11 protein-coding genes are annotated in these 11,227 nt (G+C 68.0%); 3 read left to right on the forward strand and 8 right to left on the reverse strand.

The features are described from left to right. Positions 1 to 12: 12 nt before the first annotated feature. The 4 genes from C7402_RS06520 to C7402_RS06535 form a co-directional block, all read right to left on the reverse strand. Positions 13 to 1,392 carry an ATP-binding protein gene (locus C7402_RS06520; protein ID WP_116610022.1) on the reverse strand — a complete coding sequence of 460 codons (1,380 nt, stop codon included), beginning with the start codon at positions 1,390 to 1,392 and terminating at the stop codon, positions 13 to 15. Beyond that, the gene (locus tag C7402_RS06525) at positions 1,392 to 2,105 is read right to left on the reverse strand and encodes a response regulator (RefSeq protein WP_112169124.1); all 714 of its coding nucleotides are present in this window, start codon (positions 2,103 to 2,105) and stop codon (positions 1,392 to 1,394) included. Before C7402_RS06525 ends, C7402_RS06520 begins: the two co-directional genes overlap by 1 nt. Before the next feature lie 16 nt (positions 2,106 to 2,121). Beyond that, the gene (locus tag C7402_RS06530; RefSeq protein WP_112169122.1) at positions 2,122 to 2,430 is read right to left on the reverse strand and encodes an EF-hand domain-containing protein; all 309 of its coding nucleotides are present in this window, start codon (positions 2,428 to 2,430) and stop codon (positions 2,122 to 2,124) included. Between the two features lie 150 nt (positions 2,431 to 2,580). After that, on the reverse strand, positions 2,581 to 3,552 hold the full coding sequence (locus C7402_RS06535; protein WP_116610023.1) for a hypothetical protein: 972 nt from the start codon (positions 3,550 to 3,552) through the stop codon (positions 2,581 to 2,583). 344 nt (positions 3,553 to 3,896) lie between these two features. On the opposite strand from C7402_RS06535, the gene C7402_RS06540 reads away from it, so the two are divergent. Both C7402_RS06540 and C7402_RS06545 read left to right on the forward strand, forming a co-directional pair. Next, on the forward strand, positions 3,897 to 4,808 hold the full coding sequence (locus C7402_RS06540) for a sterol desaturase family protein (RefSeq protein ID WP_116610024.1): 912 nt from the start codon (positions 3,897 to 3,899) through the stop codon (positions 4,806 to 4,808). A 91-nt stretch (positions 4,809 to 4,899) separates the two neighbouring features. Beyond that, positions 4,900 to 5,610, forward strand: coding sequence for an SDR family NAD(P)-dependent oxidoreductase (locus C7402_RS06545; protein WP_116610025.1), 711 nt, complete (start codon positions 4,900 to 4,902; stop codon positions 5,608 to 5,610). 78 nt (positions 5,611 to 5,688) lie between these two features. On the opposite strand, the gene C7402_RS06550 is transcribed toward C7402_RS06545, so the two are convergent. The 4 genes from C7402_RS06550 to C7402_RS06565 form a co-directional block, all read right to left on the reverse strand. After that, positions 5,689 to 6,027, reverse strand: coding sequence for a hypothetical protein (locus C7402_RS06550; protein ID WP_116610026.1), 339 nt, complete (start codon positions 6,025 to 6,027; stop codon positions 5,689 to 5,691). Positions 6,028 to 6,126: 99 nt separating this feature from the next. Further along, entirely contained in the window at positions 6,127 to 7,656 is a 1,530-nt protein-coding gene (locus C7402_RS06555) for a PepSY-associated TM helix domain-containing protein (protein WP_116610094.1), read from the reverse strand. Positions 7,657 to 7,736: 80 nt separating this feature from the next. Continuing rightward, a complete protein-coding gene (locus tag C7402_RS06560; protein ID WP_116610027.1) occupies positions 7,737 to 10,142 on the reverse strand; it encodes a TonB-dependent receptor in 2,406 nt (801 codons plus the stop codon). A 200-nt stretch (positions 10,143 to 10,342) separates the two neighbouring features. Then, on the reverse strand, positions 10,343 to 10,708 hold the full coding sequence (locus C7402_RS06565) for a DUF2946 domain-containing protein (RefSeq protein ID WP_116610028.1): 366 nt from the start codon (positions 10,706 to 10,708) through the stop codon (positions 10,343 to 10,345). 209 nt (positions 10,709 to 10,917) lie between these two features. Between C7402_RS06565 and C7402_RS06570 the strand changes: the two genes are divergently transcribed. Then, positions 10,918 to 11,220, forward strand: coding sequence for a hypothetical protein (locus C7402_RS06570; protein WP_116610029.1), 303 nt, complete (start codon positions 10,918 to 10,920; stop codon positions 11,218 to 11,220). The last annotated feature ends 7 nt before the right edge of the window (positions 11,221 to 11,227 follow it).

An 11,227-nucleotide genomic window follows, 5' to 3' on the forward strand; every position in this document is an offset into this window, starting at 1 on the left:
TGTCGAGTCATGTCACGCGCGCGCGGCCGGTTGCGCGCCGCTCCGGCCCGTGGCGGGCTGGTGCAGCGGCAGGCGCACGACGGCTTCGAGGCCGCCGCCTTCGCGGTCGTGAAAGACGAGTGAGCCGCCGTGCAGGCGCGCGATGCGATCGACGATGGCGAGGCCAAGCCCCGAGCCGCCCGAATGCGTACGGGCGTTCGCGCCGCGGCTGAACGGCGACTTCAGGCGCTCCAGTTCCTCGGCGCGGATGCCGGTGCCACGGTCGGCGACGATCACACACGCCACGTCGCCGTCGCGCCAGGTGCGAATCGCGAGACCCGTGCGGCCGTAGTTCACGGCGTTTTGCATAAGATTCATCAGCAGACGCATAACGGCGATGGGACGGAATTCGAACATCGGCAACTCGCCTTCTTCGAACTCGAATTCGTGCCCTAGCCCGGCGAAGTCGGCGACGAGCTGGCCCGCGAGCGCGTTGAGGTCGCCCGGCAGCGGCGCTTCGCGCTCGCCGCTGCCCGCGTAGTCCATGAACTGCTGGAGGATCGTGTCGATCTGGTCGAGATAGCTCTCGGAAGAAGCCACGAGTGCGTCGTTGCTGCCGCGCGGCAGGGCCATCGCGATCGCGAGGCGCAGCTTCGTGAGCGGCGTGCGGATGTCGTGCGAGACGCCCGCCAGCATCAGCGCGCGTGTGGCCTCGGCCTGTTGCAGCGCCTCGGTCATCTGGTTGAACGCGTGGCTCACCTGCGCGATTTCGGTCGGGCCGTCGGTGGGCAGCGGCGGCGGCTTTTCGCCCGCGCTCACTCGCCGCGCCGCGCGCGCGAGCTTGCGCAGCGGCTGGTTGATGTGGCGCTGCAACAGATAGCCGGTGAATGCCGCGAGCAGCGCGAGCGCGGCGCTGAGGATCAACGCGGTCGTGATGCCGCTTGCGCGCGCGTCGGCGGTCATTGGCAGTGCGATCCATACCGGCTCGCCCGCCGCGTGCACGCGGATCCAGAGGCGTTCCTGCGTCGGGGCGATCGCGTCGTGGCTGGCGTCCCATTGCACCAGCAGGTCGGGCGGAAGATGGCGTTGCAGCGCTTCCACGAATACGTCGCGCTGCCAGGTGCGGAAAAAGCGCACGAGGCTCGGGTGGTTTTCGCCAGGAGACTCCGGCGGCGCTTCGTTGCGCGCGTCGAGCCGCGCGGCCGCAGCGCGACCTTCTGCGGGCGGCATGGAGGCGAGCGTGCCGTCGAGCAGCTTCACGTAATCGGCGAAGATGATCGACGCGCGCTCGATGCGCGGGCGCTGCACGAAGTGCAGCAGCACGGCGAGCGAGCAGATTTGCGAGAGCGCGACCAGCGCGACCAGCAGCGCGATGTTGCGCGAGAGCAGCGAGCGCGGCAGCCCGAGCCGCATCATGCTTCGACGCCGGCCACCAGCATGTAGCCGATGCCCCAGACGGTCTTGATGAAGCGCGGTTTCGCGGGGTCGTCCTCGACGATCTGGCGCAGTCGCAGAATCTGCACGTCCACGCTGCGGTCGAGCGCGTTGTGGTCGCGTCCGCGCGCGCGGGCGAGCAGGTTTTCGCGGCTCACGGCGCGATTGGGCGAGGAGCCGAGCGCGTGGAGCAACAGCATTTGCGCGGAGTGGACTTCGACGGGCGTGCCGTCGCGGTAGAGCGTTTGTTTGCCAACGTCGAACTGGAAGTCGCCGAAGCGCAGCATCTGCGAGGTGACCGTGGCTTCGCCCGAAGCCATCTTCTGGCGGCGCAGCAGCGCGCGGATGCGCGCGACGAGTTCGTCGGGAAGAAAGGGCTTGGCGAGGTAGTCGTCCGCGCCGGTTTCGAGGCCGATCACCTTGTCGGCGGCGTCGCCCTTCGCGGTGAGCATGAGGATCGGCAGCGTCTGGCCTTCGGCGCGCAGCCGGCGGCACACCGTGAGGCCGTCCTCGGGCTCCATCATCAGGTCGAGCACGAGCAGGTCGTAGGGCTCGCGCTGGAGCAGGCGGTCGAGCCGCTTGCCGTCGGCCACCGCGCGCACCTCGAAACCCTGGCCCGTGAGGAAGCGTTGCAGCATGTTGCGCAGTTCCGCTTCGTCGTCGAGCACGATGATCCTGTTTGCCTGCTCCATGTGACGCCTCCGGCGTTCATCGGGCTGCTGCGCGCGCTCGCATGAAGTCCTCGATCTGCGCGAGGGTGACAAAACCGGCCTTTTGCGTGTCGATTTCGTCGAAGTGCTGGGCCACGCGCGGCATGCCCGCCTGGGCCTGTTCGCGCGTGAGCTTGCCGTCGTGCGTGGTGTTCGCGGCGGCGAAACGCTCCTGCATCTGCGCCATCATGCGCTCGACGCGCGCGCCGCCCGAGCTTCCGGCGCCGGGCAGCGCCTGGGCCGAAGCCGGCACGCAAACCGCTGCTGAAACGATACACAAAACGAGGGCTGCGATCATCTTCTTCATGGTGTTCTCCGTGAGGTGGCCGACGTAGTGCGGCGGCCGGTGAGTAGAGCGGGTAATACAGGTCAAGCGGGTGTTCGGTAACGCGGCGGGCTTCATGTCAGGCGATTGTGTCGCCCGCATGCGCAGCCGCCGCGTGATGGATCGTGCGGTTCAGGCCCAGTGCGCGGGCACCCACACGCGGCCAACCCAGTGGCCGGGCACCCACACGGTGGGACGCGGCGCGATATACACGGCGCGCGGCAGCGGCCGGGCCACGTAGACGACCTTCGGCGCCGGTGCGGCCACGTACACGACCTTCGGTGCGGGCGGCGCGACATAAACCGTCTTCGGCACTGGCGCGGGGGCGACGACCACGGCCTTCGGCGCGGGCGGCGGCGGGGCGACATAGACGGTGGTGCCGGCCGGCGGCGGCGTCACGACAACCGGAGCGGGCGCGGGGGCCGGGGCGGCTACGACGGCCACGGTCGCGCCCGTCGTCGTGACGGTGCTGCCGTGCACCACCGTCGTGCCGCCGGTCGACACCGTGCCGCCGTGGACAACGGTCGTGCCGCCGCCCGTGGTCACGACGCCGGTGCCGACACCCGTGGCGCTGCCCGAGTGATAGACGCTACCGCCTTGCGAGCCGGTCACGGTGCCCGAGCGATTGCAGGTGTTGCCCGCACAGGCCGTGGAAGCCGAGTGGCCGTAGGTGTTGCCGTTGCCCGTGGTGACCGTGCCCGTCGACGAATACTGGCCCGGCGCGGTGCGCGTCACGCTGCCCGAGGTGCTTGCGCTGCGGCCGTCGGAGCCGTCGAGCGAGCCGGTGTGCGAGCAGGTGCCGTTCGCGCAGTTCGTGTCGCCCGAGTGCTGGACCGAGCGGCCGTTCGGGCCGTAGGCCGTGCCGCTGTTGCTGAACTGGCCCGGCGCGGTGCGCGTGACCGAACCGCTGTTGGTGGCGACGCCGCCCCAGGGGCCTGCCACGCCGCCCGCATGCGAGCAGGTGCCGCCGCCGCAGGAACCGTAGTGCGCGCCGTTGTACGTGCCGTGCGGCGTGTAGGCCGTGCCGTGGCCGGACCAGCCGGCGAATGCGGGGGCGCTGGCGAAGCCGATGAGCGCGGCGGCGACGAGGGGGAGCGTTTTCATCAGAGGTCCTTGCGGTTCGTTTCGGGGGGCACGCTGTGGCGTGTCAGCGGAACGAACTATAGGGTTCTCTTTCGCCCAAGTCGCGTCATGAAAGATGTCGCGGTGTTACACGGGGCGCGGCCCGCGCCGCCGCAGCCCCGCGCACGCGGCGCTGCGGGCGTGTCGTGGCGTTTCGCGACGTTTTGCACGCCGGGCCGCGTGACATACCTCGACATACTTTGCGCGTGGTGCTCCCCGCGCCGCGCCACTACAGTGCGTCTCATCCGACGCGCTGCCGGTTCGTTCCCGTGCCATACGCGTCTTTCCTCACCGCGCACGACGCGCGAATTCGCACATGGTCCATCATGCTCACCACAGGAAAAATCGCGCTTTATGTCACGCTGTTCGTCGTCGCCGTTTCGCTGATCGAAGCGTGCGTGTTGACGTTCGGAAAGCACCCGAAACAACAGGAGGCTTTCGATTGGTCTGAAGTTTGGCTGTCGCTCGCGGATCTCGCGGGCCGCAAGCTCTTCGCGTTGCTGCCGCTCTCGCTCGCTACGCCCATCTTCGACTTTGCCTGGGAGCACCGGCTTTTCACGCTGAAGATCGATAACATTGCGTTGGCGCTCCTGATCTTCATAGGGCAGGAGTTCTGCTATTACTGGTACCACCGCGCGTCGCACCGCATGCGCTTCTTCTGGGCAACGCACGCGGTCCATCATTCGCCGAACCAGTTGACGCTCTCCTCGGCGTACCGGCTCGGCTGGACCGGCAAGCTCACCGGCCCCGCCATGTTCTTCGCACCGCTCGTGTGGCTCGGCGTGCGCCCCGAGGTCGTGCTCGCCATCCTTTCGTTCAATCTGCTCTATCAGTTCTGGCTGCACAACACGTGGATTCCGAAGCTCGGCTGGCTGGAGTACGTGTTCAACACGCCGTCGAATCATCGCGTGCATCATGCGTCGAACGTCGATTACCTCGATGCGAACTATGGCGGAGTCCTGATCGTTTTCGATCGCCTGTTCGGCACCTGGGTCGAGGAGCGCGCCGACGAACCTTGCCGCTTCGGCCTCGTCACGCCGGTGCGCTCGCGCAATCCGTTCGTCGTCGAACTGGAGCACTGGGCGACGCTGGTCCGCGATGTCCTGACTGCGAGAGACGTCTGGACCGCCGTGCGCTACGTCTTTCTGCCGCCGGGATGGCGCGCGGACGGCCAGGGCGAAACGACCGAGAATCTGCGCAAGCAGCGCGCGCTCGCAGCGGTGCGCACGGACGCGTGAGGTTGATGGATAGCGCTCGCTCGCGTAACGTGGCGCCAGCGGCGCGCGTGCCGCGCCCGCATTGCAACAGGATCAGCGAAGGAAGATGAGCATGGAAAACGGATTGAACGGCAAGGTGGTCGCCGTGACGGGCGGCTTTGGCAGCCTCGGCATGGCCACGGCGCAATTGCTGGCCGAGCGCGGCGCGCGCGTGGCGCTGATCGGGCGGGGCGCGGTGCCCGCGGCGGCGACGCTGCCCGCCGCGCTCGCCGGCGCGCTGTGCCTGGGCGGCGTCGATCTCGTCGATGCGGCGGCCGCGCAGGCCGCGTTTGACACGCTGCATGAGCGGCTGGGCGGGCTCGACGCGCTGGTGAACGTGGCGGGCGCGTTCCGCTGGGAGACCATCGGCGACGGCGACGCGCGCACCTGGGACCTGATGTTCGATTTGAACGTGAAGACGGCGCTCAATGCCTCGAAGGCCGCGCTGCCCTGGCTGGTGGCGAGCGGCGCCGGGCGCGTCGTCAACATCGGCGCGGGGGCCGGGCAGAAGGCGGGGCTCGGCATGGGGGCGTATTCGGCTTCGAAGGCGGGCGTGGCGCGCTTGACGGAGGCGCTCGCGGAGGAAGTGAAGGACAAGGGCGTGACCGTGAACGCGATCTTGCCAAGCATCATCGACACGCCGCAGAACCGCGCCGACATGCCCGACGCCGATTTCACGCGCTGGGTGCAGCCGCGTGAGATCGCCGAGGTGATCGCATTCCTGCTCGGCGCGCAGGCGCAGGCGGTCACGGGCGCTTCGATTCCGGTGAACGGGCGCGTGTAAGCGCGGCGGCGTTGGCGGCGACGCCGCGCGGGTGGCTGTGGGTAGCTGCCGGTAGCGGCCGGCAATCGCTAACAGCGGCTAGTGGCTGTGCCCGCCGCCGTGGCCCATGCCGCCACCGCCGCCTTGCCACGTTCCGCCGCCGCCATGCCAGCCGCCGCCGTGGCCGCCGTGCCAGCCACCGCCATGCCAGCCGTGGTAGCAGCAACCGCCGCCGCCGCCCCAGATGGCCACGCCGCCATACCCGAAGCCGAAATAGCCGGGGTAGTAGCCATAGCCATAGGCGTATGGGTAGCCGTAGTAGGGGTAACTGTAGTAATACGGGTAGCCGCTCCCGTCATAGTACGGATAGCCGTACGGCGCGACGGCGCAGCCGGCCAGGACCGCCGCCGCCCCCAGTGTCGATATGAACCGCAACACGATAATCTCCGGAGATATCCGTTTGAAACCGGATGGCGCCGCCAGGTTCAGACAGATTTGTGTCCGCAGATTACCGCAGCGCGGCTGCGCGCGCAGATTTCATGAAGCGGTCAACCGCGTGGCGCGGCCGAAGGCGAGACGGTCGAGCAGCCAGACGGCCACGAGCGTCGCGCCCATCAGCGGGAACACGATGCCGAGCAGCACGAGGCCGGTTTTCCAGGCGCGCAGCGGCGGCGCGGCGCGCTCGCGTGCGGGCGCACCCAGCGCGCCGGTGGCCGTGCGCGCGGGCCGTCGCAGCCACCACATCACGAAGCCCGTGACCGCGAGCGCGGCGAGGCCCAGCGAAATCGCCGCGCAGATCAACTGGTTCGCGAGCCCGAAATAGCGGCCCATGTGCAGCGACGTGCCATACGAAATCGCCTGCGAAACCGCGCCGTAATCCGCGTAGCGGATGTCCTTGAGCACGCTGCCGTTGTACTGGTCGATATAGAGCGTGCGCTCAGCCTTCGGATCGGCCGGAAAGTACGAGACGGTGTAGACGCCGTCGGGCTTGCCCGGCAGCACGATGTCGTAACCGGCGTCGATGCCGAGGTCGCGCATCTGTGCGACCACCTGATCGAGCGTCCAGCGGCGCGGCACGGTGCCGCCGCCCGGCGCATGAGCGGTATCGGGCGAGCGCGGCACGCCCACTGCGCCCACGGCCCAGGGCACGTTCGGCAGCGGCAGGTCGTCCATCACCATGCCCGGCATCGAGGACATGTCGTGGCCCGCGTGCGCATCCGTCGTGGCGGCGCTGGGGGCCGGGGCGGCTGCGGCCGGCGCGCCAGGCAGCGCCGATTTCAGCGCGAGTCCCCCACCCCACGCGCCCGCGGGCGCGCCCAGATTCGCGCGCGTGGCGAGCGCCTTGAACTGCTTGCCCCACGAGCCGGTCCACGGCAAGCCGCTCACGACGAACGCGAGCGCGCCCACGGCGAGCCAGATGCCGACGCTCGCATGCACGCTCTTCCAGAACGGCCGCCCGTGCGCACCAAGGCGCGGCAGCAGCGCGGCTCGCCACGACGCGCCCGCGCGCGGCCACCAGAGGGCGATGCCCGTGCCGATCATCACGAGCGTCCAGCAGGCGGCCAACTCCATCAGCAACTCGCCCGGCTTGCCGAGCAGCAGCTTGCGATGCAGCATGCGGTCCACCTGCATGAAGCGGCGATCGACGTCGAGCGTGCCGAGCACCTCGCCATCGTAGGGATTCACGTAGACGCTCTCCTTGCTGCCGCCCGGCAGCGCGAACACGAATTCCGCGCTGCGTGCGGGATTGGCCTCGACATGCGCGCGCAGCGCGCGCGCGCCCTCGGGCAAGGCGGCCTGGGCGCGGGCGAGCAGCGCGTCGGTGGGCAGGCGCGGCGTGGCCGCCGGTGCGACGACGAGCCGGTGCGGGTACAGCAGCGGCTCGATCTGCGGCTGGAAGCAGTAGATCGTGCCCGTGACGGCGAGCACGATCAGCAAGGGCATGACGAACAGGCCCGCATAAAAATGCCAGCGCCATAGCGTGCGGTAGCCGGGCTGGGCCGCGTTGGCGGCGGGCGCGCTGCGGGTGGCCGGGGCGGCACTTGTCTGGCCGGATGTCGTTGACATGGAATGCTCCTTGTCGAGCCATGACGGCTCGGTTGCATTGGCGATTCGGTCGGTTGCGAACACGGTTGCGGGCGAGCCGCTCAAATTCCGAGCTTCGCTTCGAGGTAGAACGTGCGGCCGGGGTACGGGTGATAGACGAAGTAGCGCGTGTCGAAGAGGTTGTCGACGCCCACGCCTATCTGGCTTTTCTTCGTCGGCCGGTAGGTGAACTTCATGTCGACGACCGCATAGGTGCTCGTGCCGCCGAACACGTTCGGGTTCGTGTCGGTGTTCGTCAGCGTGTTGTACTGGCGGCCCGAGTAGCGCGCGGCCAGCGTGAGCGCCGAGTGCGCGTCGAAGCGGTAGGTCGCGACCAGGTTCGCGCGCCACAACGGAATCCGGTAGAAGTACTTACCGACGGTGGCGGGGTTTTGCGCGTTCTCCAGGATCTTCGACTGCGTATAGGCGACGCTCGCCGCGAGATCGAGGCCATGCAGCATGACGTCCTCGCCCTGGTAGCTCGTTTCCACGCCGCGCGAGCGCACCTTGCCGATGTTCTGGAAGTTGGTGACGTTGGGAATGACGGTCGTATCGGTCTGGCTGAAGATAGTGTTCTTCACGTCGTCCTGAAAGAGCGTCAGGCGAAAGAGGCCGTTCCAGTGCGCCCATTCCGCGCTGAGTTCCTTCGAGAGATCGTCCTCGGGGCGCAGGTTCGGATTGTTGTTGACGATCGACGAGCCGTTCACCTGGCCCTGGAAAAGTTCGCTCACGGTGGGGAAGCGGTAGGCGCGTGCGATCGACGCGCGCAGCGTCAGGTCGTCGGTCACGTCGAACGAGAGCGACGCCTTGGGAGAAAGGTGCCGGTCGCCCACGTTCGCATAGGGCAGGTTCACGCCGCCCAGTGCCTGATAGCCGTCGTAGGCGCGCCAGTCCTCGTAGCGCACGCCGTACACGAGTTTCCAGCGCGGCAGGAAGCGCCACGCGTCCTGTGCGTAGAACGCCTGGGTTTCGGTCTTGCCCGCGAAGGCGTTGGCGAAGCCGGCCGCGCCGCCGTCGCGCCACGCGAGCGTGTTGTACGTGCGGTTGTCGAGCGTGTAGTTGTCGTAGTGATAGCCGAAGGTGAGCCAGTGGGCCATGAGGCCCGCATCGGGCGTGTGGGGTGTCCACGTCGTCTTGAGGTCGAGTGTCTTCCAGCCCGTGCCGTCGCCTAGTGTCATCACGCCGGGACCGTTGCCGGGGCCGCCTGCATTCGCCGTGCGCGCGACGCTGTTGCTTACGTCGTAGTACGAAGCGATAGCCTCCGCGTTCCAGCCGCTCGCCTGGTGTGTGCGCAGCGTTGCGCCGTAAAGCCAGTTTTCGCTCCAGCCGCGGCTCGGTGCGAGCGCCGCGGCGGGAATGGTGTACTCGTAGCCGTTGATCGAGACCCGGCCGCTGTACACGGGATTGCCGTTCGCGTCGTACAGGAAGGTCGAAGTCGCGCTGTCGTAGGTCTGGTGCCAGTAGCCGAGCGTCACGCCGCCTTGCACGGTAGGCGTGAAGTCGTACTGCATGCGCAGCTTGAACTGGTCCTGCACCGTGTGCTCGATGCCTTCGCCGTTCACGCCGAGCACGACGGTCGGCGTGTTCGTCTGGTTGTTGTAGAAGTACGCGCCATGCACCGGAATGTCGCCGGGCTGCGCGGGTTTCGTCGACTGTGCGAGCGTGGCGAACTGCAACGGCTGGCTCGTGTTCTCCAGATGGTTCACGCCGAGCAGGTACGAGAACTTGCCGATGCGGTCGCCGATCGACGCGCTCATCTCGCTGCCGTTGAAGTTCTGGTTCACGCCATAAAGGCTGAAGTGCTGCGTGAACGCCTTCACGTCCGCGTTCGCTTCGAACTGCTTTGGCATGCGCGTGGTGATGAGCACGGTCGCGCCGAGCGAGTTGCCGGGATAGAGCGCGGAGAACGGCCCGTAGATCACGTCGACCTGCTGGATCTGGTCGGGAAACACCATCGACCAGCGCGGCGGAAACGTGTAACTGTTGCCGAGGAGATTCGAGAGCAGCAGGCCGTCCGCGTAGACGAGGCCGCGCGCGCTCTGCGTGTTGCTCGTGCCGCGCACGGCGATGATCGAGTTCAGGTCGCCCACGAAGCGCTTGCGCACCGCGAGGTTGGGCAGGTACTTGAGCACGTCCTCGGTGTTGACGACGTTCCAGTTGTCGAACTGCGCGGGCGTGACGGTTTCCACCGTCGCGGGCAGGTTCGGATCGACGGCGGGCGTGGCGGCGCCGCCCGAGCCGCTGCTTGCGGCGCTCGCGCTCACCGTGACTGTGGGCAGCGTGGCGGTGTCGGGGGCTTGGTTTTCGGCGGCATGCGTCGCAACGGGGGCGACCAGGGCGAGCGGCAAAAGGGGCGGCAAAAAGCGCGGCAGCACACCGAGCGCGAGGCGCACGGCATGCCGCTGCGCGCGCGGCGTTGCGCGTTCGCGTGGGCGAACGGCAGCGCCACGCGTGGCGAGCGTGGACATGAAATCCTTTCCTGTAGACGAAGGGCGAACGGCCGCGCGCCATGCGTGCTCGTTGCGCGCGCAAGCCAGTCGCGTGCTGCTTGCGACTGCTGCTTGTGCCTGTTTCGTGTGTTGTTCACGAACAGATCACGAGCGTTGCGCAGACGAATGACGAGCGGGTCACGAGCAAGTCGCGATCACGCGGCCGGTATCGGCAAAGCTCAGGAAAGGAACGGTGGGGCGCGTGGCCGCCCCGAAGGGAATGCGCCGAGCGGGAGGTCGTGCGTGACCGGCGGCGCGATGGTATCGAGCGCGACGGCGATGGAGAAAAGCGGCTCGGGCGCGGCGACCGAAGGCATCGCCACGTGGTGTTCGAGCAGGTGGCAGTAGCCGCAGGCGCCGAATGCATCGTCGTGCGAAAGATGCGGTGCGCTTTGTGCCGGCTGCAAGGCCGAGCAGAGCGGGGCGTCCGGCTCGTGCGCGCGGTGCGCGGCGGCGAGCTGGCTCACGAGCGGCGCAAGCACGATGAGCCACATGGCGACGAGGCCAAGCCATGCGGTCAGCAGTGAATGCTTGCGTGGATTCATGAGAATGAGAATGAATGCGCGGCGCAGTCTAACACGGCGCACCGCGTTTGCGCACGCTCACGGGCCGCGTTGAGGCGTGCCATAAGCGCGGCGCTATGTCGCGCCCGCGCGCGTTTTCGAAGGGTTTCGATGGTCGCAGCGCCCGGCGAGGGCGACTATCGAGCTATCCGATACGACCCAGGAGCCGTCCGCCAAGGGCGGGAACGTCCATGTCCGTCTTTTTTCTGCGCCGCGCGCCCGGTGTGCGCTGGACCCCACGTCTGCCCGAGCATCGTGGCGAACACGATGGCGGCGAGATGCCTCGCACGAGCAAGACCTCGCCCTGCGACCTCGTGCTGCCGGAGAGCTTCGCGCTGCGGCTTGCCGTGCATCACCCCGTGACGCCGCGCAGTCCTGTGCGCTGTCCGCTCGATGAAACCGCATTGCGCCAGTGGTGCGTGCGCTTGCAGAACGACGATTGCCCGAACAAAGCGTCCCACGAAGCGCCGATGTTTCTCAAGCGTTCGCGCTGAGCGAGAG

Origin of the sequence: Paraburkholderia unamae (assembly GCF_003096875.1) — a bacterium.
In the GTDB taxonomy this organism is placed as follows: Bacteria; Pseudomonadota; Gammaproteobacteria; order Burkholderiales; family Burkholderiaceae; genus Paraburkholderia; species Paraburkholderia unamae.

Bases quoted from the DNA above. Each gene is read 5' to 3' on its own strand.
- C7402_RS06525 (WP_112169124.1), bottom strand. From the start codon at position 2,105: ATGGAGCAGGCAAACAGGATCATCGTGCTCGACGACGAAGCGGAACTG.
- C7402_RS06565 (WP_116610028.1), bottom strand. From the start codon at position 10,708: ATGAATCCACGCAAGCATTCACTGCTGACCGCATGGCTTGGCCTCGTC.
- C7402_RS06545 (WP_116610025.1), top strand. From the start codon at position 4,900: ATGGAAAACGGATTGAACGGCAAGGTGGTCGCCGTGACGGGCGGCTTT.
- C7402_RS06530 (WP_112169122.1), bottom strand. From the start codon at position 2,430: ATGAAGAAGATGATCGCAGCCCTCGTTTTGTGTATCGTTTCAGCAGCG.
- C7402_RS06555 (WP_116610094.1), bottom strand. From the start codon at position 7,656: ATGTCAACGACATCCGGCCAGACAAGTGCCGCCCCGGCCACCCGCAGC.
- C7402_RS06535 (WP_116610023.1), bottom strand. From the start codon at position 3,552: ATGAAAACGCTCCCCCTCGTCGCCGCCGCGCTCATCGGCTTCGCCAGC.
- C7402_RS06560 (WP_116610027.1), bottom strand. From the start codon at position 10,142: ATGTCCACGCTCGCCACGCGTGGCGCTGCCGTTCGCCCACGCGAACGC.
- C7402_RS06540 (WP_116610024.1), top strand. From the start codon at position 3,897: ATGCTCACCACAGGAAAAATCGCGCTTTATGTCACGCTGTTCGTCGTC.
- C7402_RS06520 (WP_116610022.1), bottom strand. From the start codon at position 1,392: ATGCGGCTCGGGCTGCCGCGCTCGCTGCTCTCGCGCAACATCGCGCTG.
- C7402_RS06570 (WP_116610029.1), top strand. From the start codon at position 10,918: ATGTCCGTCTTTTTTCTGCGCCGCGCGCCCGGTGTGCGCTGGACCCCA.